Consider the following 21,853-nt stretch of genomic DNA (forward strand, 5'->3'; position numbering starts at 1 on the left):
GCAATAGAAGAAATACAATAATTGAAATATTCTATATAATGAATTATACTTATTAGTACATTTTACGGCTTTCCAGCCGCAGACAGAGGAAAACAATGCCAAAAATTGAAGTAAACGAAAAGCTCTTTTTTAATCTTCTTGATAAAAAATATGACTATGATACATTGGAGCAGAAACTCACATACGCAAAGGCAGAACTTGACGAAAAGCCAGATATGTCAAAGCCAGAGAACGAGCGCGTAATTAAAATCGAACTTAACGACACAAACCGCCCTGACTTGTGGTCTACAAACGGCGTTGCCCGCCAGCTGAAACTGCACGAAGGAGGAAAAACGGTTGATTACAATACGTTTATGTCTCGTAAGGGTGACATTAAAGATTTCGGAAACAGAATTGTCAATGTAGACGCAGAACTTAAAGACATCCGTCCGTATATGGTAGCGTTCGTTATTTCCGGAAAGCCGATTGACGACCCTATGCTTAAAGACATAATCCAGACGCAGGAAAAACTTGCCTGGAACTTCGGACGCAAGCGCAAGTCCATTTCTATGGGCGTTTACCGCATTGCAGACATCTCTTTCCCTGTAAAATATCATGCCGTAGATCCGGACAAAACATCGTTCGTTCCGCTTCAATGCACAGAACCGATGACCTGCCGCCAGATTCTTACCGAACACCCGAAAGGAAAAGATTTCGGCTGGATTTTACAGGACAAAAAGAAATTTCCGCTCCTTTCAGACGCAAAAAATGAGGTGCTTTCAATGGCACCGATTATTAACAGTGCAACGCTCGGTGCAGTTCAGGTAGGCGACAAGGGACTTATGGTTGAACTTACCGGTGACAATATGGAAAACCTTATCCTTTCTGCAAACATCGTTGCGTGCGATTTTGCTGACTGCGGATATAAAATTGAACCAATCTGCGTAAAGCACCCGTATGAAACTGGTTTTGGAAAAGATATCGTAGTTCCTTTCTATTATCAGCCGTCTACAAAGGCAAAACTCAGCCGAATAAACAAGCTTCTGGGTACTGATTTTACACAGGAAAAAGTCATTGACGCGCTTACAAGGATGGGCAGTACCGTAACTGCTCTGAAAGACGGAGATGACGTAGAATTTACGCTTTTCCCTGCTCCGTACCGAAACGACTTTCTTCACGAAGTCGACATTATTGAAGACGTAATGATTGGCGCCGGTCTTGAAAATTTTGAGCCGGAAACACCGTCTGACTTTACAATCGGTCGCCTTCTTCCGATAACGTATCTCAGCCGCAAGGCAAAAACGCTGATGGTTGGTCTTGGCTATCAGGAAATGATTTTTAACTACGTCGGAAGCAAGAAAGACTACATCGACAATATGCTTATAGACCCGAAGCACGTCATTGAAATTGCAAATCCGATGAGCGAAAACTATCAGTTTGTCCGTTCAGACATTCTTTCTTCCCTGCTGCGTGCGGAAAGCAAATCTGCAAATGCAATTTTCCCTCATAAAATCTTTGAAATCGGTAAAGTTGCCTACCTTTGCGAAGAAGAAAACACCGGCACAAGAACGCGCCAGAATTTAGGATTTCTTACTGCTGCAAACAATGCAAACTTCAATGATGCGGCAAGTGAAGTTTCGGCACTGCTGTATTTCCTTGACCACACATACGAAGTTACGGAAAGCGACGATCCGCGCTTCATTCCGGGACGACAGGCCGCTGTTCTTGCAAACGGCAAAAAAATCGGCATCTTCGGCGAAATTCATCCGCAGGTTCTGGAAAACTGGTCAATCACCGTTCCGTGCGTAGGCGGAGAAATTGACTTGGAGGAGATGGCGCAACACTAGTTCAATTTTATACCGCTTACGTATTTTAGTTGCGCCTGTTATTTTGCTTTTGATATAAGGGTCTCTAAAAATTGCAATTTTTAGAGGTTCCCATAACACAAAAATTTCAACTAAAAAAACCGCTGTAATAACAGCGGTTTTTTTACACAATCGTTTTTACTTTTACAATTTCGGCGTTATTCCGCTGTTTCTTGCTTCGTTTTCAAGGCGAATTTTTTGCAGGACGGCGCGGTTTGTGTAGTGAATTACACAATAGAAACTTATCATAAACAGATATGCCACAGCCAGAAGAATAATTCCTTTTTCCTTTTCCATATAAGAAGAAAGCACGACTGTCGTACAAATCAAAATCTGAATTAAAAGAACCATTATAAGCGCATTCCGCTTTGAAAAGCCAAGATTTAAAAGCTTATGATGCAGATGCAGACGGTCAGGGCTCATAACAGGACGGTGATCACGTATGCGCCGCCAGATAGCTGCAATTGTATCAAGCATAGGGAACGAAACAATTACGAGCATTATAAGAAATTTATTGTACTCAAAATTGTCGTTTGAAGAATACAAGGGAATTGTCGCAATCATAAAGCCAAGAAACTGACTTCCGCCGTCACCCATAAAAATCTTTGCGTTAGGTGCAGGCCAGTTGAACACTAAAAATCCAAGAATAGATGCAGAAAGAATAAAGCAGATGGCCGTTCCTTCATTGAACGAACCGTAAAGCATAATTCCAAGACTTACAAGCGCCGTAAGGGCAAGCGTTCCGCACAATCCGTCAAGTCCGTCTATCAGGTTGTATGCATTTATCATTCCCAAAAGCCAGAAAAAAGTCAGAAGAATTCCAACCGGTTCAGGCAGCATAAGACCGAAAATCTGGCGGAAACAGTAGCCGTTCAGAACGACTATTGCCGTTGCAATCATCTGGACAAGCAGCTTGAAAACGGCGCGCATTTCTACGATGTCATCAAGGATTCCAAACAGAAAAATAAGCGATCCGGCGGCTAGAAGCGGTGCTGCATTGAAAAAAGAAAGAGATTTATCAGAATAAAAACACACCGTAGCACAGATAATAAAAGATAGAACAATTCCCACACCGCCAAGCCGCGGAATTTCCCCGGAATGAATTTTCCGTGAATTAACCGTATCGTAAAGACTGTAAAACTTACAGAATTTAATAATCACCGGAATAAGACAGACACTCACCAGAAATGAAACGATTGTAAAAAGCATAATACTCTTTTGCATATAGAATACTTTAGCACAAAAATTCCGATAAAACAATGTTCATATCAGTCTGTAAGTACAGGATTGGCAAAGAAAAACCTTCCCTGCATTTCAGTCGTATTGCAAAAAAAAACGCAGTATGATAGCATAAACTAATTTTAGAAAACTTCGGGGCGGGGCGTAAATCCCCACCGGCTGTGTGTATGAAAATACGAGCCAGCGAGCCGCAGGGCATGATACGGTGCAATTCCGTAGCCGACAGTATAGTCTGGATGGAAGAAGTTTTCTCATCGGCAGAAAGAAACGACCGTATTCTTTTGCCTGTGCAGAACGCCCCCGAATTCAAGCGGGGTTTTTTTATGCCTGAAACAGTTTCAAAAGAATCCGAATATATGCTCCACGCAATCACACTTGCAAAAAACGGCGAGGGACGGACAAATCCTAATCCGCTTGTAGGCGCTGTCATTGTAAAAAATAATGAAATTATCGGAGAAGGCTTTCACCAAAAATATGGCGGACTTCATGCAGAGCGCGAAGCATTAAAAAACTGCAAAGAAAACGGAAATTCCGCAGAAGGCGCAACTCTCTACGTTACGCTGGAACCGTGCTGTCATTTCGGCAAGCAGCCGCCGTGCACTCAGGCAATTGTTGAAGCAGGAATACGCCGTGTTGTAGTCGGTTCACGCGACCCTAATCCCCTTGTCCACGGAAAAGGAAATTCTTTTCTACGTGAACAAGGAATTGAAGTAACGGAAGATTTCCTTAAAGACGAATGTGATGCGCTTAATCCAATTTTCTTCCATTACATTTCCACGCGGACTCCGTACGTTGCGCTAAAATATGCAATGACTGCTGACGGAAAAACTGCTTCAAAAACAGGAAAATCAAAATGGATTACCGGCGAAAAATCACGCCTTTTCGTACATCAGCTGCGTAACCGCTATTCCTGCATTCTTGCCGGAATAGGAACAGTTCTTTCCGATAATCCGCTTTTAACATCCCGAATTCCTGGCGGAAGAAATCCCGTAAGAATTATCTGCGACAGCAAACTGCGCATTCCGCTTGACTGCAACATCGTCCAGACGGCAAAAGAAATTCCTACGATTATTGCCTGCTGCAATGAAAACGAAAAAAAATCCGCCCTTGAAAAAAGCGGCTGCGAAATATTATGCCTTCCGGGAAAAAACGGCGTAGATCTTAAAAAACTGACGGAAACGCTTGGCGAACGCTCGCTTGACAGCATTCTTATTGAAGGCGGCTCGGAAATTCATTACAGCGCGCTGGAAGCCGGAATTGTTCAGCACATCTACGCTTTTACCGCGCCAAAAATTTTCGGCGGAAACGCAAAAACGCCTGTCGGAGGCGAAGGGATAGATTTTCCGGAAAACTGCTTCCAGCTTGAACTTGAAAGAATTGAAAAAATCGGAGACGATATTCTTGCGGAATACAACGTTCCGCAAAACGCAAGCGGAAAAACTTGCACAGGAGAACAGCCGTGTTTACAGGAATAGTAGAAGAATGCGGAACGGTTCTTGACGTTTTGAAAAACGGTGTTTCCGGCTCGGTTCAGATTCAGGCAAGTACCGTTCTTGAAGGCACAAAAACCGGCGACAGCATTGCGGTAAACGGCGTATGTCTTACAGTTACAAAACTCACAAAATCGTCATTTACCGCAGACGTTATGGCAGAAACGTTCCGCCGCACTAACCTGGGAAATCTTGGAAAGAACAGCCGCGTAAATCTGGAACGTGCAATGGCGGCGGACGGACGGTTCGGCGGACATATCGTAAGCGGTCATATCGACGGAACAGGCATCATATCGCGCATAAAAGAAGAGGGAAACGCCGTATGGATTTACATATCCGCCCCTCAATCAATCCTTAATCTGATTGTCGAAAAAGGCTCTGTCGCCGTAGACGGAATAAGCCTTACAGTCGCCGCCGTTTCTGACAAAGAATTTGCCGTTTCGGTCATTCCGCACACGCGCGAAAATACGGCGCTTTCCGGCAAAAAAACAGGCGCAGTTGTGAATCTGGAAAACGATATCATAGGAAAATACGTGCAGAAACTTACGGGAACGGCGCAGATAAACGAAAGTTCAGAAACCCAGAGCGAACGCGATAAAAAAATACTGGACTGGCTGAGCTAGTTTTTCAACATCAGACTTTTTTATGGAGAGTGTAATAAAAACTTTGCCTGAAATAGCGTCAAAGTTTTTATTCACAAGTTCGCGTTGCGAACTTCCTTATCAACTGCCGCTTCTCATTTCATTGCGAAGCGGCATAAAAAGTCAATCGATTGTTGAAACAATCTTCTTGACTTTTTATGGAGGAAAAAATGGAATATAAATACAATACGATTGAAGAAGCACTGGAAGAACTCCGGGCAGGAAGGATTATCCTTGTTTCTGATGACCCGGAGCGCGAAAATGAAGGCGATATGATTTGTGCCGCGGAATTTGCCACTCAGGAAAATGTAAACCTTATGGCAAGCCACGCAAAAGGTCTTATCTGTACGCCGATGAGCGAAGAACTTGCCCTCAAGCTGGGACTTTATCCTATGGTTGCAGAAAATACTGACAATCACGAAACGGCATTCACCGTATCCATAGACCACATTTCCACCACAACAGGCATAAGCGCAGCAGAACGCTCGGTTACCGCCCTAAAATGCGTTGACGATTCTTCTGTTCCTACGGATTTCCGCCGTCCGGGTCATATGTTTCCGTTAATTGCAAAAAAAGGCGGAGTCCTTGTGCGCAACGGACACACGGAAGCAACTGTTGATTTGTGCCGCCTTGCCGGACTGAAGCAGTGCGGTTTGTGCTGTGAAATTATGGACGACGATGGAACTATGATGCGCACACCGAAACTATGGGAAGTTGCAAAAAAATATAACTTCAAATTCATAACAATAAAAGATTTGCAGGATTACTGCCGCATCCACGAAAAGCACGTATCGCAGGAAGCAAAGGCAAAACTCCCTACAGAATGCGGCGAATTCGACATTTACGGCTACGTAAACGACATCACCGGAGAACATCACGTTGCGCTTGTAAAAGGCGACATCGGAGACGGTGAAAACGTACTATGCCGCGTTCATTCAGAATGCCTTACAGGTGATGTGTTCGGCTCACAGCGCTGCGACTGCGGTCCTCAGCTAAAAGCCGCAATGCAGAAAATTCAAAATGAAGGGCGCGGAATAATTCTGTATATGCGTCAGGAAGGACGCGGAATAGGACTTATCAACAAACTAAAGGCGTATATGCTTCAGGAAGAAGGCTATGACACGGTAGAAGCAAACGTAAAGCTTGGATTTAAGCCGGACTTGCGCGAATACTGGATAGGAGCGCAGATTTTGCGCGATTTAGGCGTAAAAAGCCTTCATCTGCTTACAAACAATCCGGGAAAGGTATACGGACTGGACGGCTTCGGACTGAAAGTTACAGAACGAATACCAATTGAAATACCGGCTCAAAAGTATGATTCATTCTATCTTAAAACAAAGCGCGATAAAATGGGTCATCTTTTTACCGAAAAAATATAACTGAATTATCAGAGTTAAATTTCAAACTTAATAAATTGGGAGAAAAAAATGAACACTATTGAAGGAAATCTTGTAGCTCCAAAAGGAATGAAAGTCGGAATCATTGCGTCACGTTTCAATGAAATCATCGTAAACAAACTGCTTGGTGGTGCAGTCGACGGTCTTGTCCGGCACGGCGTAAAAGAAGAAAACATTACTTCTGTCTGGGTACCAGGCGCATTTGAAATTCCTGTCATTGCAGATAAAATGGCTGCAAGCGGAAAATACGATGCAGTAATCGCTGTTGGTGCAGTAATACGCGGTTCTACAACCCACTACGATTATGTCTGCTCGGAAGTTTCAAAAGGAATTGCACAGGCAAGTATGAAAAACGGAGTTCCTGTTATGTTCGGCGTAATTACTACTGAAAACATCGAACAGGCAATCGAACGCGCCGGTTCAAAGTCAGGAAACAAAGGATACGACTGTGCGCTCGGCGCAATCGAAATGGTAAACGTTATAAAACAGCTGTAGTTCTATAAAAGGGCGCAAAGTCCTTTTCCGCGCAGCTGAAAGAAAAGCGCCTTTCCCAAAGAGGAAAGAACCGTCGCCGCAGAAAACGCTTCTGAACTGTCAGAAAAACGCTCTGCGGCTATTTTTTTTAGAAAAGAAACGACAAAATCAGCTTTTCCGCAATCTGCGCCAGGCTCAGACTCGGCGTAAAAAAGCTCGCCCATATACGACCAGCAGAGCCGGAAACTGTTTTTTGCAGGAAGAACAACAGGCGTTCCACCAATCCACACAAATTTTGCACGGCTATCAGGAACGGTACTGAAAGCCGCATCGCGTTTTTTTTCATACAGCGTAATCAGGCGTTCTACATAATCAGCAGGAACAGACGGCGATGGCATTTTGAATGGAAAATAAGTTTCTACCTTTTTCTTAAGCTTTTCGCCGTGCATCCAGCAGTCAAGCGCAAAATTCAGGCTTTCTGCATATTTTTCCGAACGGTTTTCGCCTGCAAACGAAAGAGCATTTTCCGCAAACTGCCCTTCTTTCAGCGGAAGTGGTTTTAAATCCGTGTGTTTTCCTTCCGTCCATTCGCGGTAAACTGTTGAATGGAGCGTAAGCGAAAATTTATGCCAGAACGCAGAATCCAAAAGTCCTGCCTCAAAAAGCTGGCGCAGCGTTTCCATAGAATCAATCAAATCCTGTTCCGTCTGATTCCAGAAGCCAAAAATCATATACGAATGAACTAAAATTCCTGCTTCCTTGAACGCACAGCAGGCAGAAACGATGTGCTCAAGACTCGTGCCTTTGTTCACCGAATTAAGTCCGTTTCCTGTCGCAATTTCAATTCCGCCGGAAACAGCCGTAAGTCCGCCGTACGAAAGCAAATCTGCCATATCGCGTGAAAAAGTTTTTTCAAACCGGATGTTTCCCCACCAGGTAAGGCGTTTTTTTTCCGCACCAGTCAGCGGCACGGCGCAATTTTTAAGCGCGAAAAGCTGCATTCCTGCCGGCGGACACGCTTCGTCTACAAAATGAATTCCGTAAACGCCTGTCTTTTCCGCCTGATTATGAAGTCCGTTGTACAAAGCAGAAATATCGGTGGAACAATAGCCTTTTACATAGTCAAGCGACGTATCGCAGAACGCGCAGCGGTGCCAGTAACAGCCGTATGCCATATACGCCTTAAGCCAGGCGCCGTCATTCCATATCCGGTGCATAGGATTTGTATCGTCGGCAAGGCGCGGATATAAATCAAAATCTATTCCCGAAAAATCAGGAATGATTTTTTTTATATACGATTTTTCGCGCATCTCAAGACGCTCAGAATGATGGAGCGGCTCAATCACCAAACCGTTAAAACGGTACTTGATTTTATAAAGCTGCTTTCCGTTAAGCGCGCAGTCATTTTCAAAAAAATCAACGTAACTTCCGTAACCTTTGTCGTAGCTCAATATATCGCAGAAATCAAAGAGGCTCGCTTCCTTTACTGTCCGTAGTTCCGTATTAACGTAGCCGCCGCCAAACGAAACAATCGCCTTGTTACCGAACTGCACGCGTATTTCCTTTGCCGTAAAAAGTGCCGCCTCAAACGTTCCCGGAAAAGGAATTGATATGCAGAACAGCGCCCGTCCGCCTAAAAAAGGACGCAGTTTTTCCTGAAGAAGCGGCTTGTAAAAATCGTTCAATACAGGGGAAGAAAGACCTGCCACCGCCTGAGAAAAATCCGCCGTACTTACCGCAAGATGCTCCGCATATCTTATCAATGAAAAACTTTCGTCATAAACGACCGAAATATAGTCGGCTAAATCCGCAAGGGCAAGGCTTGCAAGAATCTGACTGTCATCAGCCGTAACATCACGGTTCAGACCGCTAAGATACTGCTCCATACGATTTCCGCGCGGTGAATGTGCGGAGCGTACGAATTCGTGCACGAACTCCCTGCCAGAAACATTTTTACTGCGGCAGACAATCGCAATAACAGTATCTATCCACCGGCACCAGTTTTCCGCTGACGAAACAAATCTCCGCAACTGGAATGCCGAACTGTCATCGCCGTTTCGCTCAAAAAAATCAGCTTTTTTAAGGGCAAGAAACGCCGTCTTTTTAAAAATAAATTCCAGTCCCGCCCGGCAGAAAATACGGTGGAAAAGCGCATTGCTTAAATCAAGCCATTCCACCGCACCTTCTGTTTTTGTTTCCTCATAAAGTGCAGTAAAAAACGCGCGCAAATAAGCACCCGACGGATACGGCGTATTCAACTGTACAAGAGGAGGCTGGATAATTACGGTATTAAGCATACGGCTTCCTGCTTTTAGAACGTTATGCTGTCATAGCCGGACTTCAGTTTTTCAATTACTTCGTCAAACTGTTTCTGCGAAGAAAATTTGAAGTACGCAAGAATATCTTTATCTATCTGGTAATAGTCAATTTCCTGTGAAATATAATGAACCATAATGTCCGCAAGGAAAATAATCTTTACAAGAACGGCAGAAGCTTCCGGTGCAGCGGAAGGCGTATGATGATACCGAACAACATCAACGATTTCCTGAGGGAAATTCCATTTTTCCGCAATCCGTGCACCAAGTTCCGCGTGGTTTACTCCAGAAAGCAGTTTTTCAAAAATATTGATATCTATTCCCTTCTTTGAACAAATATCCTTTACTTTTTCAAGATACGACGGATGAATTCCCTCGAACAAAATCCGTCCCATATCGTGCATAAGACCGCAGACATAAGAATCTCCGACAAGTTCTTTATCTGACGGAAAATAATTTTTTGCAATGTTATACGAAATGAACGCAACCCTGTACGCGTGGAGCCAAAGGATTTCTGCATTTCCCGGAAGTTTGGAAAGAACCTGCGCAGAACCTAAATAAAAAAGAAGCTTTTTTATTCCGTCAAAACCTATAAGTTTTACGGCATCAGTAACGTTTCCGCATTTATTTGAAAGTCCGAACGCAGAAGAGTTTGCAAGTTTCAGAATTTCACCGGTGATGGAAACGTCCTGCGAAATAAGCATTGCTATATCACTGATGTTTGAATCCGGATTATCAAGCATTCCCCTTAATTTTATAATGTTGCGCGGAAACTGAGGCAGATCGTTTATAGTTTTTTCCAGTTCTTTTGAAATGACAGAAACTTCATTCGCAAATTCCTTGTTCATCGGAAGAAGAATTTGCGTCTTTGTTACGCCGTTTTCGCAGAATGTGTTAAAATTATCTTCTGACATTCCGAGTTTTCTAAGCATAAGAATCATTATTACAAGACCAAGACCGGCGCCTTCCGAATCGTCAAGAACCTGATTTATCGTATCTTCCACAGAAGTATACTGCTGCGCCCGGCACAGCTTGTCGTGAATGCGCTTGAATTCAAAATAGGTAAGTTCCGAATTGTTGTCGACTTCCATAAGAATCATACCGTTCTTCACCTGAAGGACAAGCTTTACATACAGTCCGGCTTCCTTTTGCTTTGCAAGATAAAAAGAAATATTCCCAAGCGTATCTGATTTAAAAGTCTTCATTCCTTCTTCATAATCAGAAAGTTTGTTTATATCAAGATTTTTTTCCTTAAAATAAATGCGCTTTGTATTCGCTTTTTTTGCATTTGTAACGAGCTCGTTCTGACAGTAAATCAGATACTGAATCATATATTCCTGATGCAGTTCCTTAAAAAAAGTGGTAAGTACTGCATTCATATAAAGCTCCATTCTGTGCGGCAATGTATACGTTGTTATAGTTAACGGAGCTTCTGCGTTTATTGCCATTCTTATTTTGGCAACGTCTACTACTGGTAAATTCTCATTCATAACGATATACCCAAGATTTCATATATTATATCAACATTTTTTAAATTCATCAAATAAAAGAAAGCATTGCAGCAAATTCTTCGTATTTTTTTATGACGTAGTATGAATCCAGGTAAGTTCGTGCTTGTTGTAATTTAAATGGACTATCCTGCTTCCCGGAATATCCGCAAACTTTTTTATAATGCTCCAGTCGGTTTCTCCCTGCATTTTTATCGTACAAATCATATTTTTTACAAGACCGCTTTCAAGCCATTCGCAGACCCATTTGTACAATCGCTCTGGATAACATATTACATCGCTAAAAACCCAGTCACAACGTCCGACTTCTGAAGGCTTTAAGGTAAACGCATCGTGCGCCTGAAACTTTACGAGTGGATTTTGCATAAGTTCCGGAGAAAGTTCCGCGCGGTCAACTGCGTACACAGAAGCGCCAAGATTTACAAGAACCCACGTCCACCCTCCCGGACACGCTCCGGCCTCAAAACAGCGTTCTCCTTCCTTAGGAAGCGCAGTTCCGTTCAAAAGCTGAGCCATCGTAAGGCTTTCCTGTATTTTAAGATACGCGCGGCTCGGCGGATTTTCGTGATCTTCCTCAAATACAATCTGCCCTGCAGGAAGTGAACTGGACGTATGCGCAGAAGCAATCATCTTTTTTTCATCTATAAGCGTATAAAGCCCTATCGGAGAATTCGGTATTCGCGCCGGAAACTTCCGCACCTTCAAATTAACGTACGGCAGCTTTTCCTGAATTAAATTTGCACGGCGGAAAAACTGATACTGATACGGCGCCCAGTTCCTCTGAACAGACTTTAGGGAAGATGCCGCCTCGCCTATTGAGTTAAAATGTATGATTTTCGGCTCAAGCATTACCGTCCGCGCCCAATACGGAATGTCATTCAGATTTTTGATGGAAGAAACAGGAAAGTCCTCGAAATAAAGCAAATCGCCGTATATCGCAGAAGGTTTTGAATTAAAATTAAGCCTGCCGCGCAATTCAGAAAGAAGCATTCCCTGCATTTCCGGGAATGATAAAAAAGCAGCACCTTTCAGATTTTCTGTTTTTATTTCCGACGTATGTTCGTTCATTTTATGACTAGATAAACTGACAGCTTGAACTGTTGATTTCGCTTCCAAAATCTTCGCTTTTTGCTTCAAGACCGAGCTTTTCAATATATTCAACAAGCCGTGGATATTCTTTTGACGGAAGGATTTTAAAGCCGATTTCCGTACAGCCGTTTTCTTCACGTACCCATTGAGGATGACAAATTAACTGCAAACTTCCTTCAGAAGCATTTCGGGCAAAAGTCATTTTTATTTCATAATCGTTATCAAGGTCGACGACAACCGGAAAATTGTAGTGAACTTTGCAACCTTCCCGGCTGACATTATCCAGAATTCCGGAAAGCGGACACAATTCTGACGATTCAACTCTGCCAATATCATCAAAACGCTCAAAAAGGCGTGTTTCTGAACTCATAGGGGCACAGTATAAAGGTTTTGAAAAGGTTTATCAACACGCATTGCACCGCGGAAAAAAATCATAGTACATATCAAAATATTCTGATATATTTTTCTTATGAATATCTGCCTTTTTTCAAAAGATGAAATAGAAAAGCCACTTTCCATAAAGGACGAACGCGGCGAACATATTATAAAAATCCTTCATAAAAAAGAAGGCGACGTTTTTTCTGCCGGAATTATCGGCGGAATGGCAGGAACGGCATTAATCACAAAAATAACTGCGGACTCTATAGAATACACATTCACCCCGAAATCCGGCGGAAAGCCTCTCCACCCTCTTACAATGATTATCGGCTTTCCAAGACCAATTCAACTAAAGCGCCTCCTCCGCGACATCGCTGCTCTGGGCGTATGCACAATCCGCCTTACCGGAACTGAACTTGGCGAAAAATCATACCTTAAGTCTTCGCTTGCAGAACCGAGTACAGCATATAAAATGCTCCTTGACGGAACCGTTCAGGCAGCAGGAACGCACATTCCGGCGCTTTTTATGCATCAAAATTTAAAAGAATGCCTTGAAAAAATGGAAGAAGAGCAGGACAAAAACTGTCCGCCGGAACAAAAACCGCTTCTCCTTGCGCTTGACAATGTATGCCCGGAAGAAACGCTTGTTTCCGCACTCAAAAAATACAATTCGGAAAGTGCAGTAACACCAGCAGACAGAAACGTCATCGCCGCAATCGGAAGCGAACGCGGCTGGACAGACAGCGAACGAACCCTTCTTGAAAAACACGGCTTCATCCGCTGCGGAATGGGCGAACGCATTATGCGCACCGAAACAGCCGCAACAGTTTCCGCCGCCGTCATTTCCGCAGAGTGCGGGTGGTTACAATAACAAAAAAAGGATATACTGAGAATATGGAAAACGCACGCATAAAAGAAATACTGATGGATATAGCCCCAACGGAACTTGATTTTACCGTTACCCAGACAGGAAAGGAAAGCAAACGGGTAAACGGACTATATTCCCCGGACACGCATGAAATCCTGCTTCATAACAAGAATTTCAAGACGGATAACCAGCTCATCTACACAGCCGTACACGAATACACCCATCATCTTAATGCAGAAAACCTTTTAAATACTCTCGGAGTAGCAGCCGTATACAATGCAAAAGTTCATAATCAGGCATTCTGGGCGCGATTCAACGAACTCATTACAATTGCGGAAGAAAAAGGCTACTACAAGCTTTCAATAGAAGAATCGCCTGAACTTGCAGAAATAACGGAAAAAATCAAAAAAGAATATCTTGCAGAAAACGGACGCCTTATGCAGGAATTCGGAAAACTTTTGATGAAAGCGCACGAACTTTGCGAAGCGGCAAACATCCGCTACGAAGACTATATCGACCGCGTCCTGTGCCTTCCGCGCAATTCAGCAAAGGAAATCCAGAAAGTTGCCGCAGTTCCGGTAAATCCGGCAATCGGCTTTGACAATATGAAACTCGTTGCTTCCGTGCATAAAAAGGACGAACGCGCAGAAGTTGAAAAAGAATTTCTGGACGGAAAAAGCCCCGTCGGCGTACGAGAAATGATGCGCCAGAAAGCAATGGCGGCAAAATCAATTGACCCCAAGCAAAAGCTTGAACGGGAGAAAAGCCGCCTTGAAAAAACAATTCAGCAGCTTTCAAAACGCCTTGAACTGGTGGAGGAATCGCTTGCAAATTTATAAACGTTCTGTTTATGCGGCTGTATTGCAGTGCCTTTTTACGCTGTTTTCCCTGCATTCCGTAAATGCACAAAGCTCTTCCGACGCACCGGCAATGCCTGCTATGCCGTCATTACCGGCAGTTTCTGATGCGCCGTCAATGCCTTCAATCTCTGCCCCGACAATCGGAAGTCCGTTCTACAGACCGGGAAACAATGCCTATTCACAAAAAAAATCTGCATCAAACAGCAGAACGGCACAGTCTTCCGCGCAGAAAAATACCGCAGCCACGCAGTCCGAAACGCAAAAAACTGACCTTCTTTCCGCGCTTCTTTCATCAGAAAGTTCTTCTGATTTGGAAAGTTCCCGGCTTACAGCGTCAGACGTTACCCTGCTCGGTCAAAACGGACTTCTCAACGGAATTTACGGACTTGCCGGAAACGCATCTTCCTATAACTCTTCTTCCAATACAGACATTCTGCTTACAAAAATCCTTGAACAGCTGAACGAACTGAAAAAAGAACAGGACGAAAAATTACAGTCCGACGAAACAGACAAAAGCGGAAAAAATACAGCCTCTCAAAATGCCGCCCTGCCCTATATACAGCCGGACAAATCACAGCGCCCTGCAATCCTGCGGTTCGTCATAAACGGCTATAACATTCTTGACACCTGCCGCACAGTCTATTTCAGCAGGCAGGAACAGGACGGTTCATTTCTCCTTACGGCAGACCGCAGGTATATTTCAGACAACACAGTCAGGGAAGAAACATTCTACCTTCTTTTCAAGGCAGACGGAAACTGCGGTGCTTCAAAAGGCTACGATGTTCAGCCGGCAGTCGTTCAGGATTACCAGAATGATTACTCGCTTGTCTACCAGCTTGCGCAGAAAAAGAACCTGAAGGCCTCAAAAGCTGGAAATCTTGTATCCTTGCGTTCAACAGCACCGGACTGGAATCTTGATTTATTACTGGATATAGGTGAATAATGGCAGACATTTTAAAAGACGGACTTACAAAACTTAATTTTTCATCAGAAGAAATCACCGTGCTTCTTCCTAAAATGGAACGCTACATAAAAGAACTTATTCTTTTCAATTCCGCATACAACCTTACCAACACAAGCGACTTCGATGAAATCGCCGTAAACCACATTTTAGACAGCCTTTCCGCCGTAAAGCAGATTTGCATTCTTGCCGGACATCTTGAAAAAAAATCAGCCTGCATAAAAATCGGAGACATCGGTTCTGGCGGAGGACTACCGGGCATTCCTCTTGCGGCGGCTCTTCCCACATTCAATTTCACCCTTGTAGAACGAATGGACAAACGCTGCGCCTTCTTGGAAAATGCGGCAGCAATTCTCGGACTTAATAACGTTATCGTCCTAAAATCAGAAGCAGAAAAAGTTTCGCCAGAATCGTTTGACATCGCAACATTCCGCGCATTCCGCCCGCTCGATAAAAAAATGGCAAAAACCCTGCTTAATCTTACCGCTCAAAATGGTTTTCTTGCAGCATACAAGGCAAAAAAAGAAAGCATTACGGAAGAAATGAACGCAATTTCTGACATAATCCCGGAATACAAAGCAGAACCGCTTTTCGTTCCGTTCCTCACAGACAGTCAGAAAAATCCGCGCGAACGGAACCTCGTAATTATTCAGAAAAAATAACTGGTATTTGTACTAAAGGTCAATTTTTTTCAAAATCTGTATAAGTTTTGCCTTTTCGATTAAATCAATAGGTCTTCCCTCAACATATTTTTTTGCCTCGGCAGTAAACGTACCGGCAGAAATGCAGAAACCGCGGTCGCATTTTATATCGCGCATTTTTGAATGACAGTCGCGCACATAAAGTTCGCCAATAGAGCCGGTACTCCTGAAAAAGCGGAACAGTTCCGAGTCAGACCATTTCATAGATTCAACCGTACAAAGAACTTCAATGCTTTCCGCCGCAACGTTTACGTCCTCAATCTTAACGAATGAATCAGGATAAAATCCCGTTACAATCTTACGGCACAGAACGACAAAATCACTCGTTCCGCTCATAAGGTACGCCTGCAAATTATTGTTCTGGTTAAGCTCCTGATAGCGCAATACAAGTGCATTTACGTCCTTGTAATTAGGACTTACCGTCTGAATTTGCTTTAAATAATACAGTGCTTTTGCAATATTATGCTGTGCAATATACGACTGCGCCAGTTTATAAAAAACAGTCACCTTAATTTCCTGACTGATAGTTTCAAGTTTCAGAGCAATTTCATAATCCTGAACTGCCTTATCATACTGCCCCATCTTTTCATGTATGCGTCCAGCTTCAACGCAAGATTCAGGACCGAATTTTGCATCAGGACGAAGATGCATAAAAATTTTCAGTGCCTTATCGTTCATTGAACATTCTTCCATTGCATTTGCAAAATAGAACAGTGCCTGTTTGTTTTCAGGATTTTCATCAAGTACTTTTTTCAAATACATAAGGCTTTCACGGTATTTCTTAGCCTCAAACAGAGCAAAGGCAAGCGGTTCATATATTTCGTTAGAATCAGGACGGATAGATACGGCACGCTTAAGACATAAAAGAGCCTTTTCAAAATCCTTTTTCTCAAGCATAATCTTTCCAACGTAAAGATTAACCTCGTAATCTTTAGGATTAAGCCGCAAAACCTTTGAAAAACCAGCCATCGCTTCGTCAAATTTTCCAAGCTTAAAAGCACAGACACCATATCTCTGTGAAACAACCTGCTGGTCAATCTCCACGTGAACGCCCATCAGCTTGAACAGCGTCTGATACAGCGGAAAAGCCCTCTCATAGTTCAAATCGGTGTAATAAATGTCAGCAAGCGTTTTCAGCGCTTCTACATTGTGAGGATCTTTTGAAATTTTCTTCGTACAGTCACGGATAACGGCAAGATTATTCTTAGACCTTCCCTTACCCTGCACGTTCGCACTTTTTTTCTGCAGCCCGGAAACTGCCATTAAAATACAAATAAGACCTGCACCTGTAATAATGGCAATCAAAACTCCTATCATACTTACCTGTTCCTCGCTCTTCTCGCCTGTCGCGGCAAAAACCGCAGCCGTCTGCCGCCGTTTCTAGCGCGCCTTATTTTTTCTGCATTCCTCAACAAATTCTTCTATTTTGCCGAGCGCAATCTTAATCTTATCAACTGCCGTAGCATAACAGCACCGAATGTGACCTTCACCGCCGGCACCGAACACGCTTCCCGGAACAACAGCAACATTATGCTTTTGGAAAAGCTGCGTCGCAAATTCCTCGCTTGTAAGCCCTGTAGAAGTTATATCCGGGAACATATAAAATGCGCCCGTCGGCTCAGGAACAGGAAGTCCCATATCACAAAAAGCCTTGTACATTAAATTACGCCTCTGCTGATAGCTTACGCGCATTTTTTCTACTTCCTTCCATCCGTTCCGCAGCCCTTCCACCGCCGCATACTGGCTGAAAATAGGCGCACAGATTGTGTTGTATCCGTGAACCTTTACCAGCTGCGCAAGAAGTTCCGCAGGCGCGGCAATATAACCAATTCGCCATCCAGTCATAGCAAACGACTTTGAAAAACCGTTCAGAATAATCGTATAATCCTTCATTCCCGGAAAACTACCGATAGAACAGTGCTTTTCGCCCTCGTATGCAAGCTCGCAGTAAATCTCGTCAGAAATCACCCAAATCTGGTGCTTCTTCACCACTTCCGCAATCTTTCCAAGCTCCGCCTTAGGAATCATCGTACCCGTAGGATTGTTCGGCGAACAAATCATAAGCGCTTTCGTCTTAGGCGTAACAAGCTTTTCAATCTGCTCCGCCGTAGGATAAAAACCGTTCAGACTCGTATCAACAGGCACAACCTTTGCAAAGCACAGTTCCGCAAGCGGTGTATAATTTACGTAGCACGGCTGGCACACGATAATCTCATCTTCAGGATTAAGAATGCCGCGCAGAACAGCATCAACACCCTCACTTGCGCCGACCGTAATCAAAATCTCGTTCTTTGGATTATAGTACATTCCGTACCGTTCCATATATTTCGCAATCTCTTCGCGCAGTTCTATCAAACCCCAATTGCTCGTGTAGCTCGTGTGCCCCTTTTCAAGGTGGTAGAACGCCTCCTCCCTTATGCACCACGGCGTCGGAAAATCAGGTTCTCCCACCGAAAGCGAAATAACATCATCATGCCCGATAAGCATCTCAAAAAATTTACGGATTCCGCTCGGCGGCGTCCTCATCATAGCCGAACTGAATTTATCTTCCCTTGTATTCATAGTAAAACTCCAGTAAAAACAAAAAGCGCACCCCGTTCTGCAAAGAAAAAAACGCATCTGGCGTCTTCCCCTCACACGAATAACCGCAAACTGCCGGACTATGCCATCGCTCCTTCACGGTTATCACGGTCGTCTTCAACATAAACAATATCGTTTTCTTTGTACGTCTTTAAAATAAAGCATGTTTTTGTAGAACGCACGCCCTCAAGCGTAGAAAGCTTTCCTGAAACAAAAAATGCCACTTCCTGAAGAGAATCGCCTTCAATAATAACTTTAAGATCATAACCGCCGCTCATAAGGTACACGGACTTCACCTGCGGAAAACGATAAATCCTGTCCGCAATCGCATCAAAACCGTGTTCGCGCTCCGGCGTTACCTGAATTTGAATTTCAGCACGAACTTTGTCCTTTGACTCTACGTCCTTTTCCGGATTTATAATGGCAGCGTACTTCAAGATAATTCCGTCATCCTCAAGTTTTTTGATGATAGCCTTCACTTCCGCCGCAGATTTTTTAGTCATCGCCGCAATGTCTTCAACCGAAAGACGCGCATTCTGCCGCAACAAATCAAGAATTTCTTCCATACGTAAGCCTCTTTTTTCACAAATTAGATACAATAAATTATACGTTTTTACAGCATTTTATCAATGAAAAAAAACGGGCAGAACGCCTCCACCCATCGGCTTTCCAGGGCTTGCACTCGCGTCCGGTATTTTGCTCCGCTTCGCTCCTCAAAATACGTGCTTCGCACCCCTTCCAATCCTTATGCGGCTGAATTTTCAAAAAGAACCGTTCTGCCTTTAGAACTGCCTGTAGAAAAACAATATTGACTTTACAAAAAAAATATTTTATAGATGTTTATTAAGAGGGTGTAATAAAAACTTTGCCAGAAATAGCGTCAAAGTTTTTATTTAAGGTTTAAAACAAACCTTAAAAACAGAGAAGTCAAGGCTTTAAGTGACAGCGTGCCTTGACTCGACGTATTCACAAGTTCGCATTGCGAACTTCCTTATCAACTGCCGCTTCTCATTTCATTGCGAAGCGGCATAAAAAGTCAATCGATTGTTGAAACAATCTTCTTGACTTTTTATGGGAGAAATATGAAAAAAGTAATAATATTATTTTTATTGTTCCTGTGTGCTAATTCTTTTTCTGAAGAAATTACTGACGGCTATAAACGGAGCAGTGAAAATCAACCTAGTGAACAAATGACTCGTTTGCCGCTTATAAGGAACACGGCAAACCTAAAAAATACAAGCGGCTATGAATTTCTAGATGGTGAACAACTGTCGTTCGGTGATTTCAGGTCATTGATGTACAGTTATCCTGACAGCAAGCGTTATATGAAAAGAGCTGAATTCTGGCGCGTAATGACACTTGTTAGCGGTATTGTATTTTTTGGAACGTTTTTTACAGCTCTTTCTACAGACTCAGAGGAAATTGCTACAATCTGTACATTAAACAGTATGTGTTCATTTGAGTTAACTGCCGGAATGGGATATATTACGATATATCACAAGGCAAAATCTGCCGATTTTTAAAATATGCACATTATTGACGAAGAATTAGACTACATTAAACATAAGGAAACCTCTAAAAATTGCAATTTTTAGAGGTAACTTTGAAAATCCGATGTTCTAAGTTGCAATATTATAGCGACTTAGAACTCGTCAGCACCTCGAAATAGTCGTCAAAGACGAGTTTTCGAGGTGCTCATAATCCCTTCTAAAAACTGCATAAGTAAAAATTAATTTTCAGTAAATTAGCAGCACTTTTTTATAGGACAGTTTGCAATATAACTGTCCTATTTTATTTAGGGTTTAAAACAAACCCTAAAAACGGCGAAGTAAAGGTCTTGAATGAGCCGAAGGCGAATGCGCCTTGACTTGATGTATTTATAATTGAATTTATGCAGTTTCTTCTATATGATAAACGCATACTTAATTATAAGTGCGAGGTATTAAGATGGAAAAATTGAAAATTCTTTTGGCAAAAGGCAGAATTTATGAATCTGTCTATGAACTTTTAAATGACGTAGGAATTTCAATCCATCTGCCGGAACGGACGTATTTTCCAACGACAAACCAGAAAGACCTGGCGTTTCAGGTAGTAAAACCGCAGATTACAAGCGCACTTCTTGCGCAGAATAAAGCCGATGTCGGTTTTTCCGGCAAAGACTGGGTTTACGAAAACGGCGTAGAAGATTCCGTTGTAGAAATTATGGACTTAGGCTTTGACCCGGTGCGCATCGTTGCCGCAATCCCGGAAACAGTCAATTACGATGAACTCGTAAAAAAACCGCTTACAATCGCCACGGAATACCAGTCGCTCAGCAAAAAATGGGCTGATGCAAAAAAAATAAACGGCTCCATTTTCCGAACCTGGGGAACAAGCGAAGGCTTCGTGCAGGACAACAAGGACGCCCTTGCGCAGATTCTTATCGACAACACTTCAACCGGTTCTTCCCTTAAGGCAAACCGCCTTAAAATCGTGGACACGCTTATGGAGTCCTCAACAAGAATGTACGCCTCAAAACAGGCAATGGATGACCCAGAAAAAAAGCAGAAAATCCTTGAACTTAAAATGCTTTTTGAAGCCGTCCTAAACGCACGCACACGCGTTATGCTTGAAATGAACGTTTCCGAAGAAAATTTCGAAGCGCTTGTAGAGGGTCTGCCGTCAATGAGAAGTCCTACAGTTTCGCCGCTTTTCGGCGGAAACGGCTATGCAATCAAAACGGCCGTAACAAAAAGTGAAGTTCCAACACTTCTACCAAAACTCCAGAGTCTTGGTGCAACGGACATCGTTGAATATGAATTACGGAAGGTAATGCTTTAATGAGAACAGCAAAAATAGAACGTACTACAGGCGAAACGCAGATTTCGCTTGAACTGAACCTTGACGGAAGCGGAAAATGCAGCATCGAAAATCCAATTGGTTTTTTTGACCATATGCTGCGCTCCTTCTGCAAGCACGGTCTTTTTGATTTAAGCGGCTCAATCAAGGGCGACCTGAACGTAGACCAGCACCACTTAATCGAAGACACAGGCATCGTACTTGGCGCGTGCTTTAATAAAGCGCTTGGTGACTGCGCCGGCATCTTCCGGAGCGGCAGTTTCATCTACCCGATGGACGAAACTCTTGCACAGGCCGCCGTTGATTTTGGCGGACGTCCTTTTCTTGTGTGCAACGCAGGACTTTCAGGAATTCCGCTTGTTTCCCTTAACGCAAACGGCGTAGAAGCAAGTTTTCAGACGGACTGTTTTGAAGATTTCTGGCAGGCGTTCGTAAACAGCGCGCAGTGTAACCTTCATCTGGACATTATCCGCGGAAGAAGCGACCACCACAAAATGGAAGGACTTTTCAAAGCGGCGGCGCGCGCAATCCGCAGTGCAGTTGAAATAGACCCCCGGCGGAACGGCTCAATTCCCTCAACAAAAGGCGTAATTGTATAAAATAGTATAAAATATAACAGTAAAAAGGGCTGTTCTTTTGAACAGCCCTGATTATTTTTACAGGAGAAACT

20 protein-coding genes and 1 riboswitch are annotated in these 21,853 nt (G+C 43.3%); of the genes, 12 read left to right on the forward strand and 8 right to left on the reverse strand.

Going from position 1 to position 21,853, the window contains the following annotated elements; genetic code table 11:
- Window positions 1–95: 95 nt before the first annotated feature.
- The gene (pheT, locus tag B5D55_RS00850; RefSeq protein ID WP_078932085.1) at window positions 96–1,826 is read left to right on the forward strand and encodes a phenylalanine--tRNA ligase subunit beta; all 1,731 of its coding nucleotides are present in this window, start codon (window positions 96–98) and stop codon (window positions 1,824–1,826) included.
- A gap of 162 nt (window positions 1,827–1,988) precedes the next feature.
- Here pheT and B5D55_RS00855 read toward each other — a convergent pair whose 3' ends face one another.
- Window positions 1,989–3,068 (reverse strand): MraY family glycosyltransferase, encoded by a 1,080-nt coding sequence (locus B5D55_RS00855; RefSeq protein ID WP_078932086.1) that lies wholly within the window; start codon window positions 3,066–3,068, stop codon window positions 1,989–1,991.
- Between the two features lie 139 nt (window positions 3,069–3,207).
- A riboswitch (FMN riboswitch) is annotated at window positions 3,208–3,335 on the forward strand.
- Between B5D55_RS00855 and ribD the strand changes: the two genes are divergently transcribed.
- The 4 genes from ribD to ribH all read left to right on the forward strand — a co-directional run bounded on the left by ribD (window position 3,320) and on the right by ribH (window position 7,106).
- Window positions 3,320–4,558 (forward strand): bifunctional diaminohydroxyphosphoribosylaminopyrimidine deaminase/5-amino-6-(5-phosphoribosylamino)uracil reductase RibD, encoded by a 1,239-nt coding sequence (ribD, locus tag B5D55_RS00860; protein WP_234975350.1) that lies wholly within the window; start codon window positions 3,320–3,322, stop codon window positions 4,556–4,558. (Overlaps the previous riboswitch by 16 nt.)
- The gene (locus B5D55_RS00865; RefSeq protein WP_078932087.1) at window positions 4,543–5,196 is read left to right on the forward strand and encodes a riboflavin synthase; all 654 of its coding nucleotides are present in this window, start codon (window positions 4,543–4,545) and stop codon (window positions 5,194–5,196) included. The genes ribD and B5D55_RS00865 overlap by 16 nt, the downstream gene beginning before the upstream one ends.
- Before the next feature lie 188 nt (window positions 5,197–5,384).
- A complete protein-coding gene (locus tag B5D55_RS00870; protein WP_078932088.1) occupies window positions 5,385–6,593 on the forward strand; it encodes a bifunctional 3,4-dihydroxy-2-butanone-4-phosphate synthase/GTP cyclohydrolase II in 1,209 nt (402 codons plus the stop codon).
- 48 nt (window positions 6,594–6,641) lie between these two features.
- Window positions 6,642–7,106 carry a 6,7-dimethyl-8-ribityllumazine synthase gene (gene ribH / locus B5D55_RS00875; protein WP_078932089.1) on the forward strand — a complete coding sequence of 155 codons (465 nt, stop codon included), beginning with the start codon at window positions 6,642–6,644 and terminating at the stop codon, window positions 7,104–7,106.
- Between the two features lie 2 nt (window positions 7,107–7,108).
- Here ribH and B5D55_RS00880 read toward each other — a convergent pair whose 3' ends face one another.
- The 4 genes from B5D55_RS00880 to B5D55_RS00895 all read right to left on the reverse strand — a co-directional run bounded on the left by B5D55_RS00880 (window position 7,109) and on the right by B5D55_RS00895 (window position 12,367).
- Entirely contained in the window at window positions 7,109–9,382 is a 2,274-nt protein-coding gene (locus B5D55_RS00880; RefSeq protein ID WP_078932090.1) for a radical SAM protein, read from the reverse strand.
- 14 nt (window positions 9,383–9,396) lie between these two features.
- The gene (locus tag B5D55_RS00885; protein ID WP_078932091.1) at window positions 9,397–10,890 is read right to left on the reverse strand and encodes an HDOD domain-containing protein; all 1,494 of its coding nucleotides are present in this window, start codon (window positions 10,888–10,890) and stop codon (window positions 9,397–9,399) included.
- Between the two features lie 90 nt (window positions 10,891–10,980).
- Window positions 10,981–11,976, reverse strand: coding sequence for an SAM-dependent methyltransferase (locus B5D55_RS00890; protein WP_078932092.1), 996 nt, complete (start codon window positions 11,974–11,976; stop codon window positions 10,981–10,983).
- Between the two features lie 7 nt (window positions 11,977–11,983).
- On the reverse strand, window positions 11,984–12,367 hold the full coding sequence (locus B5D55_RS00895; protein ID WP_078932093.1) for a hypothetical protein: 384 nt from the start codon (window positions 12,365–12,367) through the stop codon (window positions 11,984–11,986).
- 99 nt (window positions 12,368–12,466) lie between these two features.
- Between B5D55_RS00895 and B5D55_RS00900 the strand changes: the two genes are divergently transcribed.
- The 4 genes from B5D55_RS00900 to rsmG are packed head-to-tail and all read left to right on the forward strand — an operon-like array spanning window position 12,467 to window position 15,726.
- Window positions 12,467–13,246 carry an RsmE family RNA methyltransferase gene (locus B5D55_RS00900; RefSeq protein WP_078932094.1) on the forward strand — a complete coding sequence of 260 codons (780 nt, stop codon included), beginning with the start codon at window positions 12,467–12,469 and terminating at the stop codon, window positions 13,244–13,246.
- A gap of 23 nt (window positions 13,247–13,269) precedes the next feature.
- Window positions 13,270–14,082, forward strand: a complete 813-nt coding sequence (locus B5D55_RS00905; RefSeq protein WP_078932262.1) for a hypothetical protein — start codon at window positions 13,270–13,272, stop codon at window positions 14,080–14,082.
- Window positions 14,069–15,046, forward strand: a complete 978-nt coding sequence (locus B5D55_RS00910) for a hypothetical protein (RefSeq protein WP_078932095.1) — start codon at window positions 14,069–14,071, stop codon at window positions 15,044–15,046. Before B5D55_RS00905 ends, B5D55_RS00910 begins: the two co-directional genes overlap by 14 nt.
- Window positions 15,046–15,726 (forward strand): 16S rRNA (guanine(527)-N(7))-methyltransferase RsmG, encoded by a 681-nt coding sequence (gene rsmG, locus B5D55_RS00915; protein ID WP_078932096.1) that lies wholly within the window; start codon window positions 15,046–15,048, stop codon window positions 15,724–15,726. The genes B5D55_RS00910 and rsmG overlap by 1 nt, the downstream gene beginning before the upstream one ends.
- Before the next feature lie 12 nt (window positions 15,727–15,738).
- On the opposite strand, the gene B5D55_RS00920 is transcribed toward rsmG, so the two are convergent.
- From B5D55_RS00920 to B5D55_RS00930, 3 genes are all read right to left on the reverse strand, one after another.
- Complete coding sequence (locus B5D55_RS00920) at window positions 15,739–17,082, reverse strand: tetratricopeptide repeat protein (RefSeq protein WP_078932097.1); 1,344 nt, start codon at window positions 17,080–17,082, stop codon at window positions 15,739–15,741.
- A gap of 63 nt (window positions 17,083–17,145) precedes the next feature.
- Window positions 17,146–18,327 carry a pyridoxal phosphate-dependent aminotransferase gene (locus tag B5D55_RS00925; protein WP_078932098.1) on the reverse strand — a complete coding sequence of 394 codons (1,182 nt, stop codon included), beginning with the start codon at window positions 18,325–18,327 and terminating at the stop codon, window positions 17,146–17,148.
- 98 nt (window positions 18,328–18,425) lie between these two features.
- Window positions 18,426–18,911, reverse strand: a complete 486-nt coding sequence (locus B5D55_RS00930; RefSeq protein WP_078932099.1) for an Lrp/AsnC family transcriptional regulator — start codon at window positions 18,909–18,911, stop codon at window positions 18,426–18,428.
- Window positions 18,912–19,427: 516 nt separating this feature from the next.
- Here B5D55_RS00930 and B5D55_RS00935 point away from each other — a divergent pair.
- From B5D55_RS00935 to hisB, 3 genes are all read left to right on the forward strand, one after another.
- Window positions 19,428–19,868, forward strand: a complete 441-nt coding sequence (locus B5D55_RS00935) for a hypothetical protein (RefSeq protein ID WP_078932100.1) — start codon at window positions 19,428–19,430, stop codon at window positions 19,866–19,868.
- A 424-nt stretch (window positions 19,869–20,292) separates the two neighbouring features.
- On the forward strand, window positions 20,293–21,165 hold the full coding sequence (hisG, locus tag B5D55_RS00940; protein ID WP_078932101.1) for an ATP phosphoribosyltransferase: 873 nt from the start codon (window positions 20,293–20,295) through the stop codon (window positions 21,163–21,165).
- Entirely contained in the window at window positions 21,165–21,782 is a 618-nt protein-coding gene (hisB, locus tag B5D55_RS00945) for an imidazoleglycerol-phosphate dehydratase HisB (RefSeq protein WP_078932102.1), read from the forward strand. Before hisG ends, hisB begins: the two co-directional genes overlap by 1 nt.
- Window positions 21,783–21,853: the final 71 nt, after the last annotated feature.

The organism is Treponema porcinum (assembly GCF_900167145.1).
Classification (GTDB): domain Bacteria; phylum Spirochaetota; class Spirochaetia; order Treponematales; family Treponemataceae; genus Treponema_D; species Treponema_D porcinum.

Excerpts from the sequence above, each read along its gene's own strand:
- B5D55_RS00935 (WP_078932100.1), top strand. The coding sequence starts at position 19,428 with ATGAAAAAAGTAATAATATTATTTTTATTGTTCCTGTGTGCTAATTCT.
- rsmG (WP_078932096.1), top strand. The coding sequence starts at position 15,046 with ATGGCAGACATTTTAAAAGACGGACTTACAAAACTTAATTTTTCATCA.
- B5D55_RS00925 (WP_078932098.1), bottom strand. The coding sequence starts at position 18,327 with ATGAATACAAGGGAAGATAAATTCAGTTCGGCTATGATGAGGACGCCG.
- B5D55_RS00895 (WP_078932093.1), bottom strand. The coding sequence starts at position 12,367 with ATGAGTTCAGAAACACGCCTTTTTGAGCGTTTTGATGATATTGGCAGA.
- hisG (WP_078932101.1), top strand. The coding sequence starts at position 20,293 with ATGGAAAAATTGAAAATTCTTTTGGCAAAAGGCAGAATTTATGAATCT.
- B5D55_RS00855 (WP_078932086.1), bottom strand. The coding sequence starts at position 3,068 with ATGCAAAAGAGTATTATGCTTTTTACAATCGTTTCATTTCTGGTGAGT.
- B5D55_RS00920 (WP_078932097.1), bottom strand. The coding sequence starts at position 17,082 with ATGATAGGAGTTTTGATTGCCATTATTACAGGTGCAGGTCTTATTTGT.
- B5D55_RS00930 (WP_078932099.1), bottom strand. The coding sequence starts at position 18,911 with ATGGAAGAAATTCTTGATTTGTTGCGGCAGAATGCGCGTCTTTCGGTT.
- ribH (WP_078932089.1), top strand. The coding sequence starts at position 6,642 with ATGAACACTATTGAAGGAAATCTTGTAGCTCCAAAAGGAATGAAAGTC.
- pheT (WP_078932085.1), top strand. The coding sequence starts at position 96 with ATGCCAAAAATTGAAGTAAACGAAAAGCTCTTTTTTAATCTTCTTGAT.
- ribD (WP_234975350.1), top strand. The coding sequence starts at position 3,320 with ATGGAAGAAGTTTTCTCATCGGCAGAAAGAAACGACCGTATTCTTTTG.
- B5D55_RS00905 (WP_078932262.1), top strand. The coding sequence starts at position 13,270 with ATGGAAAACGCACGCATAAAAGAAATACTGATGGATATAGCCCCAACG.
- B5D55_RS00890 (WP_078932092.1), bottom strand. The coding sequence starts at position 11,976 with ATGAACGAACATACGTCGGAAATAAAAACAGAAAATCTGAAAGGTGCT.
- B5D55_RS00870 (WP_078932088.1), top strand. The coding sequence starts at position 5,385 with ATGGAATATAAATACAATACGATTGAAGAAGCACTGGAAGAACTCCGG.
- B5D55_RS00885 (WP_078932091.1), bottom strand. The coding sequence starts at position 10,890 with ATGAATGAGAATTTACCAGTAGTAGACGTTGCCAAAATAAGAATGGCA.
- B5D55_RS00900 (WP_078932094.1), top strand. The coding sequence starts at position 12,467 with ATGAATATCTGCCTTTTTTCAAAAGATGAAATAGAAAAGCCACTTTCC.
- hisB (WP_078932102.1), top strand. The coding sequence starts at position 21,165 with ATGAGAACAGCAAAAATAGAACGTACTACAGGCGAAACGCAGATTTCG.
- B5D55_RS00880 (WP_078932090.1), bottom strand. The coding sequence starts at position 9,382 with ATGCTTAATACCGTAATTATCCAGCCTCCTCTTGTACAGTTGAATACG.